Here is a 22,906-nt window from a genome sequence, read left to right on the forward strand (position 1 = left end):
TCCTAGTCGGTTGTCGGCTCGTCGGCCGGGAGAGCCGCCCAGGCGGCCAGGTGCTCGGCGGACAGCGCCACGTACAGCTCGGCGTTGGCCCGCAGTTTCGCGATCTCGTCGTCGCCGAGCGCCCGTCGCACCTTCGCGGGAACCCCGGCGACGAGCGATCGAGGCGGCACGACGGTGCCCTCGAGCACCACGGCTCCGGCGGCGACGAGCGACTCGCGCCCGATGACGGCGTTGTTGAGCACCGTCGCGGACATGCCGACGAGCACGTCGTCTTCGATGGTGCAGCCGTGGATGACGGCGCCGTGCCCGACGCTCACGCCCGCGCCGATCGCGGTGGGCTTGCCGAAGTCGCAGTGCACCGACACGTTGTCCTGAAGGTTGCTGCCCTCGCCGAGCGAGATCGTGTCGACGTCGGCGCGGAGCACTGCGCCGTAGAACACGCTCGACCCGGGTGCCAGAGTCACCGCTCCGATCAGCGTCGCCCCGGGCGCGACGAACGCCGTGGGATCGATGGTCGGGGTGCTTCCCCGGAAGGGCAGGACGAAGGAGTCGGCAGTCATGGTCTCAGCCTGTCACTTTCCCGAGAGCAGGAGTCGGTGACACCTCACCGTCTTAGGCTTCTGGCATGACACTCGACGACATCGCGTTGACCACCCTCCGCGGCGAAGACACCACCTTCGGGGCGTTCTCCGACAAGGTCGTGCTGGTCGTGAACGTGGCTTCCCGCTGCGGGCTCGCCCCCAGTACGAGAAGCTCGAAGCCCTTCAGAAGACCTACGGCGACCGTGGTTTCACCGTGATCGGGTTCCCCAGCAATCAGTTTTTGCAAGAGCTGGGCACCGCCGACAAGATCGAGGAGTACTGCTCGGCTACCTGGGGTGTCACGTTCCCGATGATGGAGAAGATCAAGGTCAACGGTCGCACCGAGCACCCGCTCTACACGGCCCTCAAGAAGACGCCGGACGCCGCCGGAAAAGCGGGCCGGGTGAGCTGGAACTTCGAGAAGTTCCTCGTGACGCCCGACGGTCAGGTGAAGCGCTTCCGCCCGAAGACCGAGCCGGATGCTCCCGAGATCGTCTCCGCCATCGAGTCGGCGCTGGTCTCCGCCTGAAGCTTCGCTAGCATGCGGGAATGGACCCGCGCGCCGTCGCCAAACTCCAAGCCCTGATCAGGATCCCCACGGTCGCCGATCGCGACCCGGGCCTGATCGATCGACGCCTGTTCGACGAGTTCCTGGCCGAGCTCGCACGTCAGTTCCCCCGGTTGCACGCCGAGCTCGACGTGAGCAGGATCCACGAGCACGCCCTCCTTTTCCACTGGCGCGGCGCGTCCCCGAGCCTCCCCTGGTGCTCATGGCGCATCTCGACGTCGTCCCGGTCGCGGACGGCGACCCGTGGAGCCACCCGGCCTTCGGAGGGGATGTCGTCGACGGTCGGATCTGGGGTCGCGGCACGCTCGACGACAAAGGCGCCCTCACCGCGATCTGCGAGGCCGTCGAGATCCTGCTCGAGGAGGGATTCGTCCCCGACCGCGACGTCTGGCTGTCGTTCGGCAGCAACGAGGAGGTCGACGGGACATCCGCCCGCGCCGCCGTGGCGGAGCTCACGCGTCGCGGAGTCCGGCCCTGGTTCGTGCTCGACGAGGGCGGGGCCATCGCCCACGACGCGTTCCCCGGCGTCCGCGCACCGGTGGCCGTCATCGGCGTGGCGGAGAAGGGCACGACATCGATCCAGCTGCGCGCTTCCGGCCGAGGCGGCCACGCGTCGACGCCGGCTCGGCGCGGCCCGACCGCACGCGTCGCCCGCGCACTGGCCAACCTCGACTCGTCGCCCATGCCGGCTCGGCTGGTCGACACGACGGTCGAGATGCTCGGCCGGATGGCGCCGCACGTGTCCCGCCCCCTGCGGCGGCTCTTCAGCGGTGCCGGCCGGATGCGCCCCGTCGTCGCCCGCGCTCTCGTCGCCGCCGGTCCCGAGGCCGCGGCGATGACGCGCACCACCTTCGCCCTCACGACGCTCTCCGGCTCCCCCGCCCACAACGTCATCGCGTCGAGCGTCACCGCCGGCGTCAACATCCGCGTCATGATCGGCGACACGGTCGAGGACGCCCTGACGCACGTGCGCCAGTCGATCGCCGACCGCACGATCGAGATCGAGGTCGTGGAGCGCAACGAGCCGAGCCCCGTGTCACCGCTCGACGAGGCGTTCGAGCTGATCGAGGCGACGGTGCGCGAGGTGTTCCCCGACGCGATCCCGTCGCCCTACGTGATGATGGCGGCGACCGACTCGCGCTTCTTCACGGCGATCTGCGACCGCGTCTACCGTTTCGCGCCGTTCCGGATGACCAGGGAGCAGCGTGAAGCGATCCACTCGTACGACGAGCGCCTCGGGGTCGACGACTTCCTCCGCGGGATCGACTGGTATCGCCGTCTGATCGAAGGGCTCCCCGGTGACCGCACCGACCCGCACCCTGAAACCCGCGACCGGGCTCGTCGCCGTCGTCGGCTTCCTCGTCTGCGTCGAGCTCGCCAGCGGCGTCCTGCAGGGCTTCTACACTCCCCTGTGGAACGACGTCGCTTCGAACCTCGGCGTGCACGTCTCCGACGTCAACTGGTTCGAAGCCGCGCAGCTGATCCTCTCGGCACTCGCGGTGCCGTTCCTGGCCCGGCTGGGTGACACCATCGGACACCGCAACGTCCTGCTCCTGGCGACCGCGCTCACGGCGGCAGGATCCTGGGCGATCGCCTTCGCACCGTCGTTCTCCACGTTCCTCGTCGGCTACGCCCTGCAGGGGGCCTACGTCGTCTGGCTCCCGCTCGAGATCGCGATCGTCCACCGCCGCGCCGCCGAGACCGGGAGGCAGGCGCTCCTGACCAGGCGGGCCGCGGCGGTCCTGGTCGGGGCCCTGGAGGCGGCGGTCATCGCGGCCGCCCTGACCTCGGGTGCCCTCGTCGGGACGATCCCGCTCACCGTCGTCCTGGCGATCCCCGCCATCGTGGTCACTCTCTGCCTGATCGTCGTGTGGTTCGGCATCGAGAATCGCCCCGGCACGTCGACGCAGCGCTTCGACGCCGTGGGGCTGGGGCTGATGACCGTCGTGCTCGGACTCGTCATGGCCGGGCTCGTCGTGCTGCGGGTTCTCGGGCCCGCCAGCCCGGCGCCCTGGATCCTGCTCGTTTTCGGTCTGGCCTCCGTCGTGCCGTTCGCGCGCTACGAGCGCCGTCTCGACGAACCCCTCGTCGACGTGCGGCTCCTCACGCGGACGAGCCAGTGGCCCGTCCAGCTCACGGCCTTCCTGATCGGCATGTCGGTACTCGGGGCGCAGATCCCGCTGTCGACGTTCGCCCGAACCGACCCGTCCGAGGCCGGCTACGGTCTGGGGGCGTCCGCCGGCTTCGTCTCGATCCTGATCGGCGTCTACGTGATCTTCCTCGCCGTCGGAGCGCTGCTGTTCCCGGTGAGCACGCGCCTGCTCGGGGAACGTGGCGCGCTGATCGCCGGGGCGCTCGTGGTCGCGATCGGCTACGCGCTGTGGCTGCCCTTCCACGACAGCACGCTCCAGGCGCTCGTGAACATGGCGGTGGTCGGCTGCGGCACGGGAACTCTCCTGCCGGCGCTTCCGGCGGCTGCGGCTGCGGCCGCGCCACCGAACCGGACCGGATTCGCGACCGGCATGACGAATGCGACGAAGACGATCGGCGGTGCGATCGCCTCGGCCGTGTTCGCCATCGCGCTGGCGGCGACGGGATCGATCGCCGATCCGTCGAGCGGGCACGCGCCGCTCTCCGGCTACCTGACCGTGTGGAGCGTGTGCGCGGCGGCCGCGCTGGCCGCCGCCGTGGCCCTGCTGGCCCTGCCGCGACGCTCCCCGAACCCGTGAGACGCCGGTGGGCCGGAACCGCGCTCGCGCGCGTTCCGACCCACCGGCCACCCGGCGTAGGGCGTCACGACTTGGGCGTCGCTCGCCGCAGCACGGTGAATCCCGCGATCGAGCAGACGGCGATCGGCACCAGCAACCAGGTGGCGATCCCGAGCGGCCCGGCGGCGAGCAGCGAGCGGCCGACGGCGCCCCAGGAATCGCTGAACGAGACCGCAGCGAGAGCGCCGAGGACGACCACGGCGAGGGCCGCGCCTCCGAGCATCACGCCGGTCGCCCTCCAGCGCATGAAGAGGGTTCCGCCCATGGCCCCGACGAAGAAGCAGAACAGCAGCCCGAAGAAGACGACGAGGAGGCGCTGCCCGACGTTCGCCCCGAAGTAGAGGGAGGTGAACAGGTGACCGCCGAGGAACCAGCCACCCGTCGCCCGCTCGACGAGGGACAGGGCGGCGAAGGCGATCGAGTACACCGCGGCGAGGAGGACGAACGTCAGCCCCGAACCGAGCGCGAAGTCACGCCTGGTGGCGCTCAGACCGAGTGCGAACGGGAACGTCGCCGTCACCACCTGCACGCCGATGACCAGCATGAACACGAAGATGTAGAAGCTGCCGCCGCTGTACTGCGTGCCGGTCATGGCGTCGACCCGATCGGTGCCGGACGTGGTCGCCGTGATGATGTACCAGATGGCCGCGTTGACGAGCAGGATCGACCCCATCACGATCGCGGGGACGACGAAGACCGTCCGCGTGTTGACGAGGTTGAGCCTGACCACCCGCCAGACGCGGTGGCCGGCGCTGACCGGGTGGGCGCCCAGGGTCGCCCCGTGCGTGATGGCGCTCATGCGCTCTGCTCCAGTTCTCGTGTGGTGGTGCTTGCGGTCTTCTGAACGATGAGTTGCTGCAGCGAGACGCTCGACACCTCGAGGCCGGCTGCTGCGGCTGCGGCGCGATCGGCCGCGGTGAGGGTCTCGAGGGTGGCGCTCGCGAGGCCGCCGAGCCCGTCGCGATGAAGGACGGTTCGTCCTTCGGCGAAGTGGTCGACGGCCGCCCGCGTCCCGGAGACCGTGCCGGCCGCCCCGCGGAGGGCCTCGGCCTCGGCGTCCATGATCACGCGCCCGTCGTCGATCACGATGACGTGGTCGAGGACGTTGGCCACCTCGTCGATCAGGTGGGTCGACAGGATCACGGTGCGCGGGTTCTCGGAGAAGTCCGCGAGGAGGCGGTCGTAGAAGACCTGCCTGGCCACGGCGTCGAGACCCAGGTACGGCTCGTCGAAGAAGGTCAGCGGTGCGCGGGAGGCGAGGCCGATGACGACGCCGACCGCGGACAGCTGGCCTCGCGAGAGTTTCTTGATCCGGCGCGACATCGGGAGCCGGAAGTCGGCGATGAGCCGCTCGGCGAAGGCAGCGTCCCAGTTGCCGAAGAACCACGGCGCGCTCCGGAAGACGTGTGCCACGGTGAAGTCTTCGGGGTAGCGCTGGCTCTCTTTGATGAAGCAGACGTTGCGGAGGACGTCGGCGTTCTCGACCGGGCTCTCGCCGAAGATCGAGATGCTGCCGGACGTCGCGAAGTCCTGTCCGGTGAGGAGCTGCATGATGGTGGTCTTGCCGGCGCCGTTGCGACCGAGGAGACCGTAGATGTGGTTGCCGGAGACGTCGAAGCTGACGTCGTCGACGGCGGTGAACGAACCGAATCGACGGGTGAGGCCGTCGACCGTGACCGCGGGTGCGATCGAGCTCAGAGTGGTCATGCGCGGATGCCTTCCGTGAGGATCATGTGGGAGATCTGGTCGGGGGCGATGCCGAGTTTCTCGGCTTCGCGGAGAAGCGGGGTGACGAATTCGTCTCGGAACGACTGCCGGCGTCGCTCCATCAGGCGTTCGCGGGCGTCTGCCGTGACGAACATGCCGATCCCCTCTTCTTGTAGAGGAGCCCGTCGTCGACGAGGCGATTGACGCCTTTGCCCGCGGTGGCCGGATTGATCCGGTAGAAAGCCGCGAACTCGTTGGTCGACGGGACCTGCGTCTCGGGAGGGTAGACGCCGCCGATGATGTCGTTCTCGACCTGCTCGGCGATCTGGACGAAGATCGGCTTGCCTTCTTCGATCATGAGCCCTCCTTTCTTGTTCATTGGTTCGTTAGTGGTGTAACTAACCAATCAGGTGCGGATCGATCTGTCAAGGGGCATACTCGCGTCATGGTCGACGAAATCAGCCCCGAGGCGTTTCACGCCTCCCCGGGAACCGACGACTGGCGCGTGCTCTTCGAGGGCGCCGTCACCCGGTTCTCGACCGGCTCGTTCGCCTCGGGCGTGCGACTGGTCGACGCGATCGGCGCCCTCGCGGACGCAGCGGATCACCACCCGGACGTCGATCTGCGCTACTCCGGCGTGACCGTCCGGCTCCTCACGCACGAGGTGGGTGGCCTGACCGCGAAGGACGCCGAACTGGCCGGCGCCATCTCAGCGGCCGCCCGCGAACTCGGCGTCGTAGCGGATCCCACCGCCGTCGAGACGGTTCAGGTCACCATCGATGCGCTCGACCGCGACGCGGTCATGCCGTTCTGGGCCGCCCTGCTCGGCTACGAACCCGAAGGGGACTCCGACCTGGTCGATCCCGCCGGCCGCGCGCCGGGCATCTGGTTCCAGACGATGGAGGAGCCTCGGAGCGAGCGCAATCGTCTCCACATCGACGTCTCCGTTCCGCCGGATCAGGCGGCGTCGCGGATCGCCGCGGCGATCGGCGCCGGCGGTCGGCTCGTCACCGACGCCCATGCTCCGGCGTGGTGGGTGCTGTCGGACCCGGAGGGCAACGAGGCCTGCGTCGCGACCTGGCAGGGCCGCGGAGAGGCTTAGGGCGTGTCTCTCACGTCACGGTTCGCGGAGGGGCCGCCGCACCGGGACCCTGTTCAGCCCGTCTGGCGCCACCAGGCGTCGAAGGGAGAGACGGGAAGCTCCCGCTTGTGCCGCGTCGAGAGGTACCTCGCCTCGAGGGCCTCCGCGGCAGCCTCGTCGACATCGCGCCCCTCGAGGTAGTCGTCGATGACCGTGTAGCTGAGACCGAGGTTGTCTTCGTCGGTCTGTCCCGGGTTGTCGTCGAGGAGATCGGCCGTCGGCGCCTTGAGGTAGAGACGTTCGGGGGCCTCGAGATGCTGGAGCAGCTGCTTGCCCTGCCGCTTCGACAGCCCCGTCAGCGGCAGGACGTCGGCGCCGCCGTCGCCGAACTTGGTGAAGAAGCCCGTGATGGCCTCCGCCGCGTGATCGGTGCCGACAACGAGCAACCCGTTCTGCCCGGCCACGGCGTACTGCGCGATCATCCGCGACCGTGCCTTGACATTGCCCTTGTTGAAGTCGGTGATGGGCTCGCCGGTGGCTCGGACGTACTCGTCCTGGAATCCGTCGACGGCCTGCTTGATGTCGAAGGTCACCACCTGCTCCGGCCGGATGAACGACAGAGCGAGCACGGCGTCCTCTTCGTCGGACTGCACGGCGTAGGGCAGCCGGACGGCGACGAATCGCGCGGCGCCGCCCGCGGAGACCACGCGCTCGACGGCCAGCTGGCAGAGCCGCCCGGCGAGCGACGAGTCCTGTCCGCCGCTGATCCCCAGGACGAGCCCCGACGCGCCCGTCGCCCGGAGGTAGTCGACCAGGAAGCCGACCCGGCGTTCGATCTCGGCACCCGGGTCGATCGAGGGGCTGACGTGGAGCTCTTCGACGATGTGCGCTTGCAGTGGCCTCATGCTGTCAACGCTAGTGCCGGGAGTCCCACTGCGACTGGATCGGTCCGGCGAGCAGCAGCAGGAGGAGCGCGTAGAGGTTGACCCGCGGGATCAGGACGGCGACGAGAAGGGCGCTCGCCATCAGGATGGCCGAGATCACCGCGGGCGACAGGTGGAGGTCGGCTCGCGACTCCTCGCGGGTCAGCTCCGAGTCGTGGAGGAGGATCCAGTCGATGCAGCCGGCTGCGATCGTCGCGACGAGCATCGTCCCGATGTAGAGCGCGGAGATGCCAGGCGGGCCCGATTCGCGCGACAGGACGTTCGCGGCGAACGGCAGGAAGACGATGCTCAGCAGCCACACGAAGTTGACCGCGATGAGCGGTCGGCTGTACGACTCGACGTACTCGAAGATCCGGTGGTGCACGACCCAGAAACGACTGATGACGAGGAAGGTGATGACGAAGCTGAGCACCAAGCCGAGATTCTCGTGCAGGAGCTTGCCGATGGGCTCGTGCGCGATGTCGGTGGCGACGTCGACGAGCGGCAGGATCAGCAGTGTGATCGCGATCGCGACGGAGGCGTCCGTGAAATTGACCAGCCGGTCGAGACCTCGGGATGTGCGCGGGGCGGCCATGCGTCGAGGCTAGTGCCTCCGCCGAGCGCTCAGCGCGCGGCGGGCTTGTGTCCGACGGCGAACACGCGCCGGAAGGGGTAGACCGTTCCGAATCGGGTCGCGGGGTACGCCTCGCGAAGCCGGGACGCGTACTGCGCCTCGAACGCCGCCGAGTCGTCGGTCGACAGAGCTGCGAGGACCGGGCGCAGCGCCGTCCCGCGCACCCATTCCAGCACCGGATCGGCACCCGGTAAGAGCTGCTGGTACGTGGTCTCCCAGGCCTGGGCCTCGAGTCCGGCCTCGAGCATGTCGACGAGGTAGTCGCCGGCGTCCGCGACGGTCTCGGCGGGCCTCAGCACGTCGGAGAGGAGAGGGGCCCAGGCGGCGGACAGCGCGAGCTCGCGCAGGATCACGTGAGACGGCAGCACGGCGGATCCCGGCACCTGCATCGCGAACCAGCCGCCGTCGGGGAGGGCGTCGAACCAACCGGGCAGCAGGGCCCGGTGCTCCGGCACCCACTGGAGGGCCGCGTTGGTGACCACGACGTCGTCCGTGGGCGACGGCGACCAGCCGACGATGTCGCCGAGTTCGAACCGGAGCCGACCCGCGGGATCCTGCCCCACGTCGCTCCGGTCTGCGTCGGGCTGCCCCGCGTCGCGCTGCCCCGCGTCGGGCCGTGCCGCCTCGCGTCGGGCGGCCTCGATCATGTCGGCCGACGAGTCGATGCCGACCACCTCGGCCACAGGCCAGCGCTCCGCCAGAGTCGCCGTCAGCGACCCGGGCCCGCAGCCGAGATCGACCACCCGGCGCGGGGAGTCGGCCTGCACCCGGGAGACGAGGTCGAAGAACGGCGTCGCCCGGTGGGAGGCGAACAGGTCGTACTGAGAGGGGCTCCAGCGCATCAGTAGTACTCCCCTGGCGGAAGTCCCAGCTCGTGAACGTCGCCGCCAGAAGCGTCATGATCGTGTCGACGGCCAGGCCCTTTCGGATGACGGTGGGTGCGGGCCGGATCGAACGCCGCCCGTTCTGCTCGGGCACGAGGGATCCTGCGTCGTCGACCATGGAGACCATCACGCCCTGCTCGTACCGCGTGTCGAGCGATTTGTCGGGCTGGATCGAGGCGACGTAGTCGTCCGCCTCGATGACGAGATCGGCGCGTTCGCGGATGCGGTCGCCGATCCCCGCGACGAGACCGCGGTTGCCCTGGCCGGACGGGTTGGCCGAGGAGGCGAAGGCGAAGCGCCCGCGGTTCCACAGCTCGCGGGCGATCAGCTCGCCCGGTGTTCCGAAGCGGATCACGAAGCAGCTGGTTCCGCGCCGGTCCATCATGAGGTCGCGCGTGCCGTCGTCGGGCAGCAGATCGAGCCCCTCCTGCTTCCAGGGAAGGATGCAGCCGAGCAGGACGTCGTCGCTCCAGCACCGCTCGTAGAGGGCTTCGATCTCGGGCGTGAGCTGGGCCAGGGCGCGCAGTTCGGCGAGCGACCCGCACAGGACGACGCCGGGTTTGGTGCGCGGCCGCTGTTTGGCCTCGAACTTGCGCTCGAGACCCCTGCCGTCGGAGGTCATGATGATGTAGCCGACCTTGGTCGGCGAGACGACGAGCCCGGAGTCGGCCACGAGGAGGTCGACGGCCTCCTGCTGCACGGCTCCGTTCCAGCTCAGCGTGGTCGTGGTCATCGCTCTGCTTTCGTCGGGAGGAACGGATCGGCCGGGGTGGGCACGTCGCCGACGATGGCGAGACCGTTGCCGCGGAATCGACGTCGCTCGGCGGTCAGCGCCGTGATGAGGCGCTCGTTGGTGCCGTGGATGTGGCTCGCGACGAGATCGGCGGCACCGTCGGCGTCGCGGCGGGCGATGGCGTCCAGGATGGCGAGGTGGTCTCTCCACGCGGTCGCCCGGGCCTCGGGGGTACGCACTTCGAGCCAGCGCGTGCGTTCGAGGCGGATCAGCGAGTCGTGCACCGACTGCGCCATCACGGCGTTGCCGGAGAGCCTGGTCAGCTCGGCGTGGAAGCTGGTGCCGGCCCGCACGCCGAGCTCTTCCGTCCGGTGGCCGGTCTCGTCGTCGCGAGGCCGATCCGCTTCCAGCAGTTCGCGAAGCGCCTCGATGTCGTCCGAGCCCGCGCGTGCCACGGCGTAGCGGACGGCGGCGGACTCGACGGCCGCTCTCATCTCGGAGATCGCGTGGATCTCGGCGAGGTCGATCGGTGTGACGATCCAGCCGCGCCCCTCACGCCTCACGAGACCCTCGGACTCGAGACGCATCAGTGCAGCCCGAGCCGGCGTGCGCGACGCCCCGTAGGTCGTCTCGAGGCCGCGTTCGCTCAGGCGCTCTCCCGGCGCGACGTCGAGGCTCAGGATCGCGGCGCGGAGACTCTCGTAGACCTGATGCGTCTGCGAGCGGCTGGTGTCAAGAGGCATGCCGTAATGGTATACCAGTTCGGCGTACCGTCAAGAACACGGAGTCGTCACTCGGTCGCCGTCTGTCCGCCGGCCAGGACCGCGAGCACGACCTCGGCGGATCGCTCAGCGGCCGCGGGCGCGTTCGAGTCGAAATCGGTCGCCCCGGTGGGTCCGGCCAGGTCGGAGATCCCGCGGATCGACACGAACGGCACCCGGTGGACGTGGCAGGTCTGAGCGATCGCGATCGACTCCATGTCGGTCGCCGTGATTCCCGGGAAGTCGTGCTCGATCCGCGCGAACTTCTCCGGCGTCATGAAGGAGTCGCTCGATGCGAACAGGCCGGAGTGCACCGACCACGTGGCACCCGGGCGGGTGACGCTTCCGAGCGCCCGAGCGTGCAACTGCGCGTCGCCGGCGTACGAAGCGGGCATGCCGGGCACCTGGCCGAGTCGGTACCCGAAGACCCGCGCGTCGGCGTCGAGATTGACGTACTCCGCACCGACGGCGACGTCACCGACCCGGAGGCCCGGCCCCAGGCCGCCCGCGGTGCCGGCGCTGATCACCGCGCCGACCCGGTTGCCGATCAACTCGGCCCGCAGGATCGCCGACGTCGAAGCCCCCGCGGCGTTGACGAAGCCGATCCCGCTCTGCACAAGCAGCAGCGCCGTGCCGTCCACCACCAGGTCGCGGTGCACCGATCCGCCGACCAGCACGGCCTCCCCACGTCCGTCGCCCGCTCGAGGAAAGGAGCCGCCTCCTCTTCCATGGCGACCAACACGATTCGTTTCATACCCCCAGCCTGCCCGTTCGGGCGCGGGAGGGTGCGCTCCAGGCGCACACGGTGCGATCATGGGCCATTCGACGAGAGGAATGACGACGTGGTTGTTGCCCTGTGGGTCTTTATCGGCATCATCGCCCTGGTGGGCCTGGTGCTCGCCGTTGCAGCGTTCGTGGCGCTGGCCAAGCAGTAGCGGCGAGGGCCGGGCAGCCCGGTCGGCCGGCATCGCTCAAAACGAGTTGGCACCGCTGAAACGGGTTGGCACCGCGCGAGAGCGCGGTGCCAACCCGTTTCAGCGGTGCGTCAGGCGCTGTGCGCCGGGTGCTCGTGATGCGTGGCGACGTGCGCCCCGTGGGCGCCGTGCTTCGCGGCCGACGGGTCACCGGCGACGGGGTGCGAGCGCTCCAGCTTGGCGCCCTCCACGTCGACGTCCGGCAGGATCCGGTCGAGCCACTTCGGGAACCACCAGGCCGTCTTGCCGAGCAGGTGCATCGCCGCCGGGATCAGCAGCATGCGCACCACGAAGGCGTCGACCAGGACACCGAAGGCGAGCCCGAAACCGATCGGCCGGATCGTCGACGAGTCGGAGAAGATGAACCCGGCGAACACGCTCATCATGATGATGGCTGCCGCCGTGACGACCGGTCGTCCGGCGTGGAGGCCGCGCTGCACCGCGATCTTCGCCGGGGCGCCGTGGGCGAAGGCTTCGCGCATCCCCGAGACGAGGAACAGCTGGTAGTCCATCGCCAGGCCGAACAGCACGCCCACCTCGATGACCGGGAGGAAGCTCAGCAGCGGCGCCGGATCGTGGACCCCGAAGATCGCGCTCAGCCAGCCGAACTGGAAGATCGCCGTCAGGCCACCGAACGCCGCGAGGAGCGACAGCACGAAGCCGAGCGTGGCAGTCAGCGGGACCAGGATCGACCGGAACACGATGATCAGGATGATCAGCGAGAGACCGACGACGACGACCAGGTAGATCGGCAGCGCCTGAGCCAGTTTCTCGGACACGTCGATCTGCGCGCTGGCGTTCCCGGCGACGCCGAGGGTCACCTTTCCGTCGGCCGTCGACACCGGCGACAGGTCGCGCAGGTTGTGGATGAGATCCTCGGTGGAGACGCTCGAGGGGCCACCGGTCGGGATCACCTGGAAGGCGACGACCGTCCCGTCGGTGGAGGCGCCGATCGGAGCGACGGCCGAGACGTGGTCCTGCTCGGCGATCTTCTTCCCGAGAGCGACCTCCTGCCGGAGCAGGTCGTCGCCCGTGGCCTTCTTCGTGAGATCGGCGACGACGAGGATCGGGCCGTTCTGCCCGGCGCCGAACTTGTTCTCGGCAGTCTTGAAGGCCTGGTACTGGCTCGAGTCGGTCGCTTCGGACGAGCCGTCGGGCAGACCGAGACGCATCTGCATGGCGGGCAGCGCGATGGTGCCGAGCACGGCGATGCCGAGAACGACGGTGACGATGGCCCGAACCGTCGACATGGGCTTGTTGGGCACCCGGGTCGACGCGGTGTTGCCGATGGCGGCGCGCTCTTTCTTGCGCAGGATCTTCATGCCGACGATCGACATCATGGCCGGCGTGAAACTGATGGCCACCAGGATCGCGACGGCCACGGCGACAGCACCGACGGTGCCCATGAGACCGAGGAACGGGATGCCGGTGATGTTGAGCGCCAGCAGGGCCACGATGACGGTCGCGCCGGCGAAGACCACCGCGTTGCCGGAGGTGCCGTTGGCGAGCCCGATCGACTCGTGCAGGCCGACACCCTGCTTCAGCTGACTTCGATGCCGGTTCAGGATGAACAGGGAGTAGTCGATTCCGACCGCCAAGCCGAGCATGATGCCGAGGACCGTGGTGACGGAGTTGAACTGCACGATGCCGGAGAACGCCATCGCCCCGAGGACGGACGCGCCGAGGCCGACGATCGCGCCGAGGAGCGGGAGGCCGGCGCCGATGATCGTGCCGAGCATGACGAGCAGGACGATCGCGGCGACGATGACACCGACGACCTCACCCGGGCCGACGATGCTCGGCACGCCCTGGGCGATGTCGTTCGAGACCTCGACCTTGACGCCCTGGATCGTCGCATCGTCCGAGGCGTCGACGATCTTCTGCTTCAGGGTCGGAGGAACGGAGAACGAGTCTTTGTCGAACGAGACGCTGCCGATCGCGGCCGAGCCGTCTTTCGAGACGAAGCGGATGTTCTTCGACAGGTCGAGCAGGTCGGCGCCGAGGTTCAGCTTGGTCGTCTGCGTCGCCAGGTCTTTCGTGCCGCTGTCGATCTTGGCCTGACCGGCGTCGAGCGTCTTCTTCTGAGCGTCGATCTGCGCCTGCTGCTGCGCGAGCTGCGCCTGGACGGCTGCGAGCTGACCGGCCGCGGTGGCCTGCGCTTTGGCGGCGTCCACCTGCTTCTGCGCTGCCTGGAGCTGGCTGGTGCCGGTATCGATCTGCTTCTGGGAATCGGCGAGCTGGGTCTTCGCGGTGGCGATCTTGTCGCGGCCCGTCGTGACCTGATCACGCTGCTTGGTGAGTGAATCCTGCGTCGTGAAGGGGTTCGTCGTCGACTTGACGCCGGAGTAGCCGTCGAACTTCTTCAGCAGGTCGGCGACCCCGGTCTTCTGATCGGCCGTGAACGCCTTGCCGGAGGTGGTCGCGAAGACGATGCTGCCCGAGCCGCCGCTCGCCTTCGGGAACTTCGCGGCGAGTTCGTCCGTGACCTTGCTGGTCGCCGTGCCGGGGATCGTGATCGCCGACGAGACGGTTCCCTTGAACAGGGAGAACCCGACGCCGGCGAGGGCGATGATCACCACCCAGGCGATGATGACGGTCCAATGGCGGCGTGCCGCGAATCGTCCGAGTCGATAGAGGAGACCGGCCATGAGCTGTGCCCCGTTCCTTTCGTGATGCCAGGGTGGCGGTTGGGCTGGGGTGCGCCGGTGGACCCCGAAGTGGTTGTGGGAGGTGTGCGGGTCAGGTGGCCGGGGCGTACCCGGCGCGAACGCTGTCGATGAGCCGCGTGAGCAATTCTTGCCAGTCTGCTCGCCCGGTCTCGTCGAGGCGCACGCCCGTGCAGAGGATCCAGTGCTTCGCGATGACGATGACGCCGTTCATCAGCGAGCCGACCAGGAAGCCGATCTCGAGCGGGTCGGAATTCGGGTTGCGGTGTCCGACCTCCGTCACGAGGCGCTCGGCTGCGCGGGCGAAGGCTTCGTCGCTGAGAGCGCGGCCGCGGGGGTCGTCGGGGTCGTCCGGCTTGCCGAGGATCTTGCCGACCATCTCGATCGCACCGGGGAGATCGGCCGAGCGCAGCGACTGGGCGATCTCGTCGAACATCGAGCTGCGGCTGCCGTCGCCGACCGGCGCCGCGGCAACGGCGTCGACGAAGTCGTCGATGATCACCTCGAGCGCATTGGCGCAGAGGGTGAGGAGCACCTCGTCGATGGAGGCGAAGTGGTTGAAGACGGTGCGGCGGGCGACGTCGGCGCGCTCCGCGAGTTCGTCGACGCTGAAGCCCGGACCGTCGCGCTCTTCGACGAGCTGCCTGGCGGCTTCGAGGATTGCGGAGCGGTGCCGCGCCTTGAGTGCCGCGCGCCGATCGGTGGCAGTCGGGGCGGCGGAGGCGATCACGCATTCACACTAGGTGCATCGATGCACTAGGTGCAAAGACTTCGGGCTGATCCTCAGCTACCCGACAGGTCCGCGAAACGGCCCGGACACCGAAGCGTCCGGGCCGTTCGAGGCCGCGCCGGAATCAGCTGGCAGCGCCCGCGTTCTCGAGGTACGCACCCGCATCGAGATCCTCGACGAGGGTCGGCCCGGAGGGGTCCAGCCGAGGAACTCGCGCGTGGCAGCGCTCGACGCCGCGAGGTCCATCGAGAAGAACGTGCCCAGGAATCCGAAGTGGTCGACGGCATCGGCCGGATCGATCGATGCGGTCGGCAGACCCAGGCTCCGCCCGATGCCCTCGGCGATCTGACGCGTGGAGACACTTTCTTCGGCGACGGCGTGCAGGATCCTGCCCGGTTCGGCCCTGTCGAGACCGAGTCGGATCAGGCGGCCGGCATCGGAGCGGTGGACCGCGGCCCAGCCGTTCGACCCGTCACCGACGTAGCCGGCCACGCCCGTCCGGCGCGCGGCGTCGACCAGGACCGAAATGAAGCCGTGGTCGCCCGCGCCGTGAACCGTGGGGGCGAATCGCAGGCTCACGGTCGTGACCCCCTGGTCGACGAACTCGAGCGCGCGGTTCTCACTGCCACCCCGAGGCGATTCGAGGCCGTGGAACGGGGAGAGGTCGGCCTCGGTGGACGCCCGCCCCTGGACGAGGCCCGCGATGCCCGACGCCAGCAGGAAAGGGCGACCGGAGCCGGCGAGTGCCGCGCCGATCGTCTCGACCGCCTGGCGCTCGGCCAGATTGGAAGCTGCCGGGTCGGCCCAGTCGTGCTTGTTGGCCAGGTGCAGCACGGCGTCGGCCGCCTCGGCGCCGGCCCGGATCCCGTCGAGGTCGTCGAGGTCGCCTCGGCGGACGAGCGCACCTTTGGCCGCGAGCGCAGCGGCGGACGCGTCGGAGCGAGCCAGGCCGGTGACCTCGTGGCCCGCAGCGAGGAGTTCGTCGACGGCGGCGGAGCCGATCCAGCCGGAAGCGCCGGTGATGAAAACGCGCATGGAATGTTCTCCTTCGTGTGTTCGCGCCGGGCCGGAGCCGGCTCGGAACAAGTGATGTCAGTCACTGATGTCAGCGACTGCTGTCACTGTACACCTCACGGCAGCGACTGTCATCACTGCGCGATTCTCACTAGACTGCTCGCATGGTGCGCTGGGAACCCGGAACGCGCGACCGCCTTCAGGAGGCGGCGCTCGAGCTGTACGACAGCCGCGGCTTCGAAGAGACGACCGCGGCCGACATCGCGCGCGCCGTCGGGCTCACAGAGCGCACCTTCTTCCGGCATTTCGCCGACAAGCGCGAGGTCCTGTTCGACGGGCAGGAGTTCTTCCAGGCGGCTTTCGTCAGCGGCGTGGAGAAGGCCCCGAGCGGCGCCGCAGCGATCGAGATCGTCACGTCGGCGCTCGAGTCGGCCGCGGCGTTCTTCCCGGCCGAGCGGCGCGACTACTCCCGCCTGCGGCAGCGCATCATCGTCGCCAATCCGGCTCTCCAAGAGCGCGAACTCCTCAAGATGGCCGGCCTCGCGCGGACCCTGGCAGCCGCGATCCGCGGCCGGGGCGTTCCCGATCCACAGGCCACTCTCGCCGCCGAGACCGGCGTGACGGTGTTCGGCGTGGCGTTCCTGGCCTGGTTGGAGCCGGGCGAGGAGCGCCCCTTCTTCGCCATCGAGACCGCCGTCCTCGACGAGCTCACCGCTCTGACCGGCGGTCCTTCCGCGGCGGCCCCGCGCGCCTGACCGGGGCGGGGTACACCGGCCGAGTCGCCACCGAGGGCCGACGGCGTACCGTCCACAGGATCAGTCCACGCGACCGCGCTTCGAAAGGAACCCGTTGGATCTCGGAATCTCAGGCAAGAAAGCTCTCATCACCGGCGCCGACTCGGGCATCGGCTGGCACACCGCCCGCCTGCTCCTCGCCGAGGGGGTCACCGTGGTCATCAGCGACCAAGACCAGGAGTCGCTCGACAAGGCGGCGGCCGACCTCGACGCGAAGTCCGGCAAGCTGTTCGCCTTCGCCGCCGACATCACGAACGTCGACGACCTCTCCGCCATGCACGCCAAGGTGAAAGACGCGATCGGCGAGATCGACATCCTCGTCCAGTCGGCCGGCGTCACCGGCGCCCAGGGCCTCTTCCACGAGATCGACGACAAGGGCTGGACGAGTACCCTCGAGATCGATCTCATGGGGCCGGTGCGGCTGGTCAAGGAGTTCCTCCCCGACCTGCGGTCCGGAGGCTGGGGTCGACTCGTCCTCGTCGCGTCCGAGGACGCCCTGCAGCCCTACGACGACGAGCTCCCCTACTGCGCCGCGAAGGCCGGCATCATGTCGTTCGCAAAGGGGCTGTCGCGTTCGTACGCGACCGAGGGGCTCCTCGTCAACACGGTGGGCCCGGCCTTCATCCACACGCCGATGACCGACGCCATGATGGAGAAGCGGTCGAAAGAGGTCGACCAGCCGTTCGACAAAGCCATCGAGACCTTCCTCGACGACAAGCGCCCCTACATGGAGCTCAAGCGTCGCGGAGAGCCCGACGAGGTCGCCAACGTGATCGCGTTCCTCTGCTCCGAGGCCGCGAGCTTCGTCAACGGCAGCAACTACCGCGTCGACTCCGGCTCGGTCGCCACCATCTGAGCTGAGCGAAGCCCTAGCCGAAGAACCGGGCCGGCAGGCCCGCGCGGTCGAGGTCGTAGGCGAACACGCCACCGGAGAGCGGAAAGTCTTCCAGCTGCTCTTCGGTGGCGTTCTCGCGTGCCGACCCGACGAAGAGCGTCGTGCGATCGGGCCCACCGATCGTCACCCCGGTGAGGTTCGGCGCCGGGAACGCGATCCGTTCCACCTCGTCGCCCTCGGCAGACAGGTGCACGACGACCCCGCCGCCGTAGATGGCACCCCAGAACTCACCTCGTGCGTCCTGGACCAGGCCGTCGTGCATGCCGGAGACCGACCACGGTCGGAGGTCGCCCAGTTCGCCCTGCGCGTTCCAGCTGCCCTGGAAGATCGTCTGCACGGCGGTGTCGGTGACCCACATCGTGCTTCCGTCGGGGGCGAACTCGATGCCGTTGGCGGTGCCGAAACCGCCGCGCAGCAGCGTCACCTCGCCGGCGGGTGTGACGCGGTAGAGCCCGGCGTCGGGATCCTGCGACACGAAGTCCATGCCGCCGACGACGAAGTTCCCGAACGGGTCGCACTTGCCCTCGTTGAACCGGATGCCCGGGTTGGCATGCTCGATCATGGCCAGGTCGCGCAGGATCCGACCCTCGTCGTCCGTCTCCACGATCCGGTCGCCGAGGGCTGCCACCAGCCCGCCGTTCCGCCGCAGTTGGAACGAGGCGAGCGGCGGGGGCAGACGCGTCTGGCGATCCTGCGTCCCGTCGGCAGAGGTTCGATGCAGCAGCCCGGCGGTGATGTCGCACCAGAGGAGTTCCTGGGCCACCTCGTCCCAGACGGGGCTCTCGACCAGGATCGCGCGGGCGTCGACGAACAATCGGGGTTCAGGCATGTACTCCTTCTATCAGGTGCTGAGGAGCACGGTAGACGGGTGACGACTTCTCTCGACTCGACGACCGAGCGCACCTTCCGCGCACCACTCCCCCGCGTCGACGGCTACGTGCCGCTGCGGTCGTACGCGGCCATCGGCGACGGTCGCACCATCGCGCTCATCGCCGACGACGGCCAGATCGACTGGCTGCCGATGCCGGAGATGGACACGGAGCCGGTGATCGCGGGCCTCGTCGACGCAGGATCCGGCGGCCGGTTCGAGCTGCGCCCCGTCGCCGACTTCGAGGTCGACCGGTCCTACCTCGAGGGCACCAACGTCCTCACCACGCGGTTCCGCACCGCCTCCGGCACGGTGGAGATCACCGACGCCCTCGTCACGGGCGTCGCCGGCCGGCTTCCTGGTCGGAGCTCGTGCGCAGGATCGAGGGCGTCGACGGAACCGTGGATCTCGTCTGGTCGGTCGTCCCCGGCAGCGCGTTCGGGACGGAGCCGGTGCAGCGGATCGACACGGTGCACGGGCCGCTGCTGCGAGCGGGAGACGTCAACCTGGTGCTGATCGGTTCCGACCACGGCAGGAACGACCCGACCGAGCCCGGCGACGGAGTCGCGGACGGACCCCTGGAGTTCCGCGGTGCTTTCACGACGACGCCGGGATCGAGGCACATCCTCTGCCTCTGCGGAACGGACGACGAGCCGATCCACCTCCCGAACGCGGAGGTCGTCGATCACGGCGTCGACCGCACGATCGACAACTGGGCTCTCTGGTCGGACAACTTCTCGTGGGACGGACCCTGGTCGGAGTCGGTCACTCGCTCGACCCTGGCACTGAAGCTCCTGTTGTACAGCCCCACGGGTGCGATCGCCGCGGCGGCGACGGCCGGCCTGCCGGAGAACCTGAACGGAAGGAAGAACTGGGACTACCGGTTCGCCTGGGTGCGGGATCTCGCCTACACGGTGGGCGCCCTCCTCGATTTCGGTCTGCGCGAGGAGCCGCACGCCGCCGTGTCGTGGATCCTCGGCTGCCTCAAGGCGCACGGGCGCGAAATGCACATCTTCTTCGGTCTCGACGGCGGTCTGCCCGACGGGACGACGAAGACCACGGCCGAGGGCTGGCGTGGGATCGGCCCGGTGTACTCGGGCAACCCGGCCTCCGGACAACTGCAGCTCGGCGTCTACGCCGACATCCTCGCGATCCTGAGCCGCTATGCGTCCGGCGGCAACATCCTGGACCGCTCGACCGACGAGCTGCTCTGCTCCTTCGCGGACGACGCCTGCCAGCGCTGGCAGGAGAAGGACTCCGGCATGTGGGAGCTTGCGGAGTTGCAGCACTACACCTCGAGCAAGATGGGCTGTTGGCAGGCGATCGACGCCGCGTGCCACCTCGCCGACATCGGGCAGCTCCACCCCGATCCCGACGACCTTGAGCACTGGGTGAAGAACAAGGCGGAGATCGAGAAGTGGGTCGCGGAGAACGCCTGGTCCGAGGAGCGCGGCGCCTACCTCATGTACCCCGGAAGCGACGCGCTCGACGCGTCCGTCCTCCTGCACGCCCCGACCGGCTTCGACCGGGGCGAGCGGATGTCCAAGACCATCGACGCCCTCCGGAACGACCTGTCGGTCGGCCCGTTGCTCTACCGCTACAGCGGCATGGCCGACGAGGAGAGCACCTTCACGGCGTGCGGGTTCTGGTGCGCAGCCGCCCTGGCGTGCGTGGGCAGGATCGACGAGGCGACAGCTCTGATGGACCAGCTCGTGGAGCAGGTCAACGACGTCGGCATGCTCTCGGAGATGATCTCGGAGAACGGCGAGTTCATCGGAAACCTACCTCAGGGCCTCAGTCACCTCGCGCTGGTCACCGCAGCCATCACGATCGACGAGCTCTCGAAGTCTCGCTGACCCTGCCGGTCGCTGACCCGGCCGGTCAGACGCGCGTCAGCGCCGCGAACACGACCAAGCCGATCAGCTCGGACACGCTCGTGTCGCCCCGAGCCCCGCCCTCCTCCCGAAATCGAAGGGGATTCGCGATCCTGCGCCCCGTTCCCGGGCCTGGACGGGGGCGAGTGCAGAAATCCCCTTCGATTTCGGGAGGGGAAGGGGAGAGCCCAGGGAGGGGAAGGGGAGAGCCCAGGGAGGGAGGGCGGCACGACCGCGAGCGGCGTACGGTCGGCCGCATGGCAGCGAAAGCGACGAAGGCAGAGAAGAAGAATCCGGCCCTGAAAGACCCCGACCTCTACGCAGAGCTCAGGTCCGAGGGCAACTCGGAGGAGAAGGCGGCCAGGATCTCGAACGCGGCGGCCCAGAAGGGCAACAGCCGCTCCAAGGTCGGGGCGAAGGGCGGCGAGAGCGGGTCGTACGCCGACTGGACGGTACCCGAACTCAAGAAGCGCGCCAAAGAACTGGGCCTGAGCGGCTACTCCGGCAAGAGGAAGTCGGAGCTCGTCGCGGAGCTCCGCAACCACTGACGGGTCGCTAGCCGGCCTTCTTCTTCCGCGCGGCGGGCTTCTTCTGCGCGGGCTTCGCGGGCTTCGCCCGACCGGCGCGATTCTTGTCGACGCTGGCCCGCAGCGCGGCCATGAGGTCGATCACTTCCCCACCGTCGTCGTCCGTGGGCTTCTCGCCGAACGTCGCGTCGGTGTCGAGCGCGTCGCCCTCCTTCAGCTTCGCGTCGATGAGCTGCTGGAGCTCCTTCTGGTAGTCGTCGCTGAAGTCGGCCGGCTCGAAGTCGTCCGCCAGGCTGTCGACGAGGTTCGCCGACAGGTCGAGTTCTTTGTCGGTGATCCTGATGCCCTTCCGAAGGGCCGGGAAGTCGGCCTCGCGCACCTCGTCGTCCCAGAGGAGCGACTGGAGCATCAAGACCTTGCCCCGCACCCGCAGGGCGCCGAGGCGCGTCTTCTGCCGCAGCGAGAAGTGGACGATCGCGGTGCGGTCGGTCTCTTCGAGCGTTCGCCGCAGGAGCACGTACGCCTTGGCGGACGCCCCGTCGGGCTCGAGGAAGTACGAGCGGTCGAACATGATCGGGTCGAGCTGGTCGCTCGGAACGAACTCGAGGACGTCGATCTCGCGGCTGCGCTCCTCTGGCAGTGACGAGAGATCGTCGTCGGTGAGCACCACCGTGCGGTCACCGTCGTCGAAGGCCTTGTCGATGTGCTCGTAGTCGACGATCTTGCCGCACACCTCGCAGCGGCGCTGGTAGCGGATCCTTCCGCCGTCTTTGTCGTGGACCTGGTGCAGCGAGATGTCGTGGTCCTCCGTCGCGGAGTAGACCTTGACGGGCACGTTGACGAGGCCGAAGGTGATGGCGCCTTTCCAGATCGATCGCATGCGGACATTGTTCTCCGCAGGGGATGGCGCGGCCCGTTGTCGGGGTACAAAACTCACCCGGGACACCGTGCGCGCGCGTTGAGTGGGGGCATGAGCCAGTACGAGAAGAAGGACCCGATCGGCCTCTACCCGGCACCGCCGTTCCCGAAACAGGACCAGTCGCTCCCGGGTCGGGCGTCGAAGATGGACCCGAAGCCGGATCACGGCGAGACGAGTTACGTCGGCCGAGAGCGCCTCACGGGCTTCCGCGGAATCGTGACGGGCGCCGACTCCGGGATCGGCCGCGCCGCCGCGATCGCCCTCTCGCGCGAGGGCGCCGACCTCGTTCTCAGCTATCTCCCCGACGAGCAGGAGGACGCCGAGGAGGTCCGCGATCTCCTCGAGGGCGAGGGACGGCGAGCGATCCTCAAGCCGGGCGATCTGTCGGACGAGGCGTTCTGCTTCGAACTCGTCGCTGCGGCGGTCGAGGAACTCGGCGGCCTCGACACCCTCGTCATGGTGGCCGGCCACCAGGAGAGTCACGACGACATCCTCGAGATGACGACCGAGGGGATCGACAACACCTTCAAGACGAACATCTACTCGTTGTTCTGGCTGAGCCAGGCCGCGATCCCACACCTCGAGCCCGGGTCGTCCATTGTGACGACGGGGTCGATCCAGGGCAATACGCCCTCGCCCGACAAGCTCGACTACGCGGTGTCCAAGGGTGCCATCGGGACGTTCACCGCGGCTTTGGCGCAGCAGCTCGCCCCGAAGGGGATCCGCGTCAACTCGGTCGCCCCGGGCCCCATCTGGACTCCGCTCCAGCCGGCCTCCGGCGACCCGGAGACCGTCTCCCACTTCGGCGAGGGCTCACCGTACGGTCGTCCGGGCCAGCCCGCCGAGCTGGGCGCCGCGTACGTGCACCTGGTCAGCCCCGAGTCGAGTTACACCAGCGGGACGACGATCACGATCGCCGGCGCGACGCCGAACTACTGAGTCGTGAGACGGGAACGCCCGCTTTCGGACTCGGGGCCGGTCCGCGGCCGCGAGCGGTGCGCGACC

General features: G+C 68.9%; 22 protein-coding genes and 4 pseudogenes. 11 read left to right on the plus strand and 15 right to left on the minus strand.

Features of this window, described 5'->3' with window-relative positions; translation table 11 throughout:
• Positions 1 to 2: 2 nt before the first annotated feature.
• Positions 3 to 560 carry a gamma carbonic anhydrase family protein gene (locus tag QUE79_RS16745; protein ID WP_286344053.1) on the minus strand — a complete coding sequence of 186 codons (558 nt, stop codon included), beginning with the start codon at positions 558 to 560 and terminating at the stop codon, positions 3 to 5.
• Positions 561 to 625: 65 nt separating this feature from the next.
• Here QUE79_RS16745 and QUE79_RS16750 point away from each other — a divergent pair.
• From QUE79_RS16750 to QUE79_RS16760, 3 genes and pseudogenes are all read left to right on the plus strand, one after another.
• A pseudogene (locus QUE79_RS16750) lies at positions 626 to 1,110 on the plus strand (glutathione peroxidase).
• Between the two features lie 241 nt (positions 1,111 to 1,351).
• Positions 1,352 to 2,377, plus strand: a pseudogene (locus tag QUE79_RS16755) (M20/M25/M40 family metallo-hydrolase); the annotation flags it as partial.
• Between the two features lie 70 nt (positions 2,378 to 2,447).
• Positions 2,448 to 3,878, plus strand: coding sequence for an MFS transporter (locus QUE79_RS16760; RefSeq protein WP_286344054.1), 1,431 nt, complete (start codon positions 2,448 to 2,450; stop codon positions 3,876 to 3,878).
• 64 nt (positions 3,879 to 3,942) lie between these two features.
• On the opposite strand, the gene QUE79_RS16765 is transcribed toward QUE79_RS16760, so the two are convergent.
• From QUE79_RS16765 to QUE79_RS16775, 3 genes and pseudogenes are all read right to left on the minus strand, one after another.
• Positions 3,943 to 4,716 (minus strand): hypothetical protein, encoded by a 774-nt coding sequence (locus QUE79_RS16765; protein ID WP_286344055.1) that lies wholly within the window; start codon positions 4,714 to 4,716, stop codon positions 3,943 to 3,945.
• Entirely contained in the window at positions 4,713 to 5,624 is a 912-nt protein-coding gene (locus tag QUE79_RS16770) for an ABC transporter ATP-binding protein (RefSeq protein WP_286344056.1), read from the minus strand. Before QUE79_RS16770 ends, QUE79_RS16765 begins: the two co-directional genes overlap by 4 nt.
• A pseudogene (locus QUE79_RS16775) lies at positions 5,621 to 5,982 on the minus strand (GntR family transcriptional regulator). The gene QUE79_RS16770 and the pseudogene QUE79_RS16775 overlap by 4 nt, the downstream one beginning before the upstream one ends.
• 87 nt (positions 5,983 to 6,069) lie before the next feature.
• On the opposite strand from QUE79_RS16775, the gene QUE79_RS16780 reads away from it, so the two are divergent.
• Positions 6,070 to 6,726 carry a 4a-hydroxytetrahydrobiopterin dehydratase gene (locus QUE79_RS16780; RefSeq protein ID WP_286344057.1) on the plus strand — a complete coding sequence of 219 codons (657 nt, stop codon included), beginning with the start codon at positions 6,070 to 6,072 and terminating at the stop codon, positions 6,724 to 6,726.
• A gap of 53 nt (positions 6,727 to 6,779) precedes the next feature.
• On the opposite strand, the gene nadE is transcribed toward QUE79_RS16780, so the two are convergent.
• From nadE to QUE79_RS16795, 3 genes are read right to left on the minus strand one after another with little or no spacing between them, the layout of a single operon-like run.
• Entirely contained in the window at positions 6,780 to 7,610 is an 831-nt protein-coding gene (gene nadE / locus QUE79_RS16785; protein WP_286344058.1) for an NAD(+) synthase, read from the minus strand.
• A 10-nt stretch (positions 7,611 to 7,620) separates the two neighbouring features.
• A complete protein-coding gene (locus QUE79_RS16790; protein ID WP_286344059.1) occupies positions 7,621 to 8,223 on the minus strand; it encodes a TMEM175 family protein in 603 nt (200 codons plus the stop codon).
• A gap of 29 nt (positions 8,224 to 8,252) precedes the next feature.
• Entirely contained in the window at positions 8,253 to 9,104 is an 852-nt protein-coding gene (locus QUE79_RS16795) for a methyltransferase domain-containing protein (RefSeq protein ID WP_286344060.1), read from the minus strand.
• A gap of 32 nt (positions 9,105 to 9,136) precedes the next feature.
• Between QUE79_RS16795 and QUE79_RS16800 the strand changes: the two genes are divergently transcribed.
• Positions 9,137 to 9,331 carry a hypothetical protein gene (locus QUE79_RS16800; RefSeq protein WP_286344061.1) on the plus strand — a complete coding sequence of 65 codons (195 nt, stop codon included), beginning with the start codon at positions 9,137 to 9,139 and terminating at the stop codon, positions 9,329 to 9,331.
• A 53-nt stretch (positions 9,332 to 9,384) separates the two neighbouring features.
• Here QUE79_RS16800 and QUE79_RS16805 read toward each other — a convergent pair.
• From QUE79_RS16805 to QUE79_RS16830, 6 genes and pseudogenes are all read right to left on the minus strand, one after another.
• Positions 9,385 to 9,879 (minus strand): annotated as a pseudogene (locus tag QUE79_RS16805) (L-threonylcarbamoyladenylate synthase); the annotation flags it as partial.
• The gene (locus QUE79_RS16810; RefSeq protein ID WP_286344062.1) at positions 9,876 to 10,622 is read right to left on the minus strand and encodes a GntR family transcriptional regulator; all 747 of its coding nucleotides are present in this window, start codon (positions 10,620 to 10,622) and stop codon (positions 9,876 to 9,878) included. The gene QUE79_RS16810 and the pseudogene QUE79_RS16805, both read right to left, overlap by 4 nt.
• 47 nt (positions 10,623 to 10,669) lie before the next feature.
• On the minus strand, positions 10,670 to 11,317 hold the full coding sequence (mtnN, locus tag QUE79_RS16815) for a 5'-methylthioadenosine/S-adenosylhomocysteine nucleosidase (RefSeq protein ID WP_286344063.1): 648 nt from the start codon (positions 11,315 to 11,317) through the stop codon (positions 10,670 to 10,672).
• Between the two features lie 368 nt (positions 11,318 to 11,685).
• Complete coding sequence (locus QUE79_RS16820; RefSeq protein WP_286344064.1) at positions 11,686 to 14,262, minus strand: MMPL family transporter; 2,577 nt, start codon at positions 14,260 to 14,262, stop codon at positions 11,686 to 11,688.
• A 91-nt stretch (positions 14,263 to 14,353) separates the two neighbouring features.
• Entirely contained in the window at positions 14,354 to 15,010 is a 657-nt protein-coding gene (locus QUE79_RS16825; protein WP_286344065.1) for a TetR/AcrR family transcriptional regulator, read from the minus strand.
• A 57-nt stretch (positions 15,011 to 15,067) separates the two neighbouring features.
• Entirely contained in the window at positions 15,068 to 16,045 is a 978-nt protein-coding gene (locus QUE79_RS16830) for an NAD-dependent epimerase/dehydratase family protein (protein ID WP_286344066.1), read from the minus strand.
• Positions 16,046 to 16,188: 143 nt separating this feature from the next.
• On the opposite strand from QUE79_RS16830, the gene QUE79_RS16835 reads away from it, so the two are divergent.
• Together QUE79_RS16835 and QUE79_RS16840 are read left to right on the plus strand one after the other, a co-directional pair.
• Positions 16,189 to 16,779, plus strand: a complete 591-nt coding sequence (locus tag QUE79_RS16835; protein WP_286344067.1) for a TetR family transcriptional regulator — start codon at positions 16,189 to 16,191, stop codon at positions 16,777 to 16,779.
• Positions 16,780 to 16,873: 94 nt separating this feature from the next.
• Positions 16,874 to 17,674 (plus strand): SDR family NAD(P)-dependent oxidoreductase, encoded by an 801-nt coding sequence (locus tag QUE79_RS16840; protein ID WP_286344068.1) that lies wholly within the window; start codon positions 16,874 to 16,876, stop codon positions 17,672 to 17,674.
• A gap of 13 nt (positions 17,675 to 17,687) precedes the next feature.
• On the opposite strand, the gene QUE79_RS16845 is transcribed toward QUE79_RS16840, so the two are convergent.
• Positions 17,688 to 18,542: an SMP-30/gluconolactonase/LRE family protein gene (locus QUE79_RS16845; protein ID WP_286344069.1), complete on the minus strand. Its 855-nt coding sequence runs from the start codon at positions 18,540 to 18,542 to the stop codon at positions 17,688 to 17,690.
• A 39-nt stretch (positions 18,543 to 18,581) separates the two neighbouring features.
• On the opposite strand from QUE79_RS16845, the gene QUE79_RS25745 reads away from it, so the two are divergent.
• The 3 genes from QUE79_RS25745 to QUE79_RS16855 all read left to right on the plus strand — a co-directional run bounded on the left by QUE79_RS25745 (position 18,582) and on the right by QUE79_RS16855 (position 21,003).
• Complete coding sequence (locus QUE79_RS25745) at positions 18,582 to 19,097, plus strand: trehalase-like domain-containing protein (RefSeq protein WP_350271570.1); 516 nt, start codon at positions 18,582 to 18,584, stop codon at positions 19,095 to 19,097.
• Positions 18,983 to 20,437: a glycoside hydrolase family 15 protein gene (locus QUE79_RS16850; protein WP_350271571.1), complete on the plus strand. Its 1,455-nt coding sequence runs from the start codon at positions 18,983 to 18,985 to the stop codon at positions 20,435 to 20,437. Before QUE79_RS25745 ends, QUE79_RS16850 begins: the two co-directional genes overlap by 115 nt.
• Positions 20,438 to 20,712: 275 nt before the next feature.
• Complete coding sequence (locus QUE79_RS16855; protein ID WP_286344070.1) at positions 20,713 to 21,003, plus strand: DUF7218 family protein; 291 nt, start codon at positions 20,713 to 20,715, stop codon at positions 21,001 to 21,003.
• Positions 21,004 to 21,010: 7 nt separating this feature from the next.
• On the opposite strand, the gene ku is transcribed toward QUE79_RS16855, so the two are convergent.
• Positions 21,011 to 21,862 (minus strand): non-homologous end joining protein Ku, encoded by an 852-nt coding sequence (gene ku, locus QUE79_RS16860; protein WP_286344071.1) that lies wholly within the window; start codon positions 21,860 to 21,862, stop codon positions 21,011 to 21,013.
• Positions 21,863 to 21,952: 90 nt separating this feature from the next.
• Here ku and QUE79_RS16865 point away from each other — a divergent pair, with 90 nt between their 5' ends.
• Positions 21,953 to 22,840 carry an SDR family oxidoreductase gene (locus QUE79_RS16865; RefSeq protein WP_286344072.1) on the plus strand — a complete coding sequence of 296 codons (888 nt, stop codon included), beginning with the start codon at positions 21,953 to 21,955 and terminating at the stop codon, positions 22,838 to 22,840.
• Positions 22,841 to 22,906 lie beyond the last annotated feature (66 nt).

It is taken from the genome of Frondihabitans sucicola (assembly GCF_030296615.1).
Classification (GTDB): domain Bacteria; phylum Actinomycetota; class Actinomycetes; order Actinomycetales; family Microbacteriaceae; genus Frondihabitans; species Frondihabitans sucicola.

What these genes read in the sequence shown, in the direction of transcription:
- QUE79_RS16855 (WP_286344070.1), top strand. Translation starts at nt 20,713, where the DNA reads ATGGCAGCGAAAGCGACGAAGGCAGAGAAGAAGAATCCGGCCCTGAAA.
- QUE79_RS16780 (WP_286344057.1), top strand. Translation starts at nt 6,070, where the DNA reads ATGGTCGACGAAATCAGCCCCGAGGCGTTTCACGCCTCCCCGGGAACC.
- QUE79_RS16795 (WP_286344060.1), bottom strand. Translation starts at nt 9,104, where the DNA reads ATGCGCTGGAGCCCCTCTCAGTACGACCTGTTCGCCTCCCACCGGGCG.
- QUE79_RS16835 (WP_286344067.1), top strand. Translation starts at nt 16,189, where the DNA reads ATGGTGCGCTGGGAACCCGGAACGCGCGACCGCCTTCAGGAGGCGGCG.
- ku (WP_286344071.1), bottom strand. Translation starts at nt 21,862, where the DNA reads ATGCGATCGATCTGGAAAGGCGCCATCACCTTCGGCCTCGTCAACGTG.
- QUE79_RS16845 (WP_286344069.1), bottom strand. Translation starts at nt 18,542, where the DNA reads ATGCCTGAACCCCGATTGTTCGTCGACGCCCGCGCGATCCTGGTCGAG.
- nadE (WP_286344058.1), bottom strand. Translation starts at nt 7,610, where the DNA reads ATGAGGCCACTGCAAGCGCACATCGTCGAAGAGCTCCACGTCAGCCCC.
- QUE79_RS16810 (WP_286344062.1), bottom strand. Translation starts at nt 10,622, where the DNA reads ATGCCTCTTGACACCAGCCGCTCGCAGACGCATCAGGTCTACGAGAGT.
- QUE79_RS16865 (WP_286344072.1), top strand. Translation starts at nt 21,953, where the DNA reads ATGAGCCAGTACGAGAAGAAGGACCCGATCGGCCTCTACCCGGCACCG.
- QUE79_RS16790 (WP_286344059.1), bottom strand. Translation starts at nt 8,223, where the DNA reads ATGGCCGCCCCGCGCACATCCCGAGGTCTCGACCGGCTGGTCAATTTC.
- QUE79_RS16820 (WP_286344064.1), bottom strand. Translation starts at nt 14,262, where the DNA reads ATGGCCGGTCTCCTCTATCGACTCGGACGATTCGCGGCACGCCGCCAT.
- QUE79_RS16765 (WP_286344055.1), bottom strand. Translation starts at nt 4,716, where the DNA reads ATGAGCGCCATCACGCACGGGGCGACCCTGGGCGCCCACCCGGTCAGC.
- QUE79_RS16770 (WP_286344056.1), bottom strand. Translation starts at nt 5,624, where the DNA reads ATGACCACTCTGAGCTCGATCGCACCCGCGGTCACGGTCGACGGCCTC.
- QUE79_RS16830 (WP_286344066.1), bottom strand. Translation starts at nt 16,045, where the DNA reads ATGCGCGTTTTCATCACCGGCGCTTCCGGCTGGATCGGCTCCGCCGCC.
- QUE79_RS16745 (WP_286344053.1), bottom strand. Translation starts at nt 560, where the DNA reads ATGACTGCCGACTCCTTCGTCCTGCCCTTCCGGGGAAGCACCCCGACC.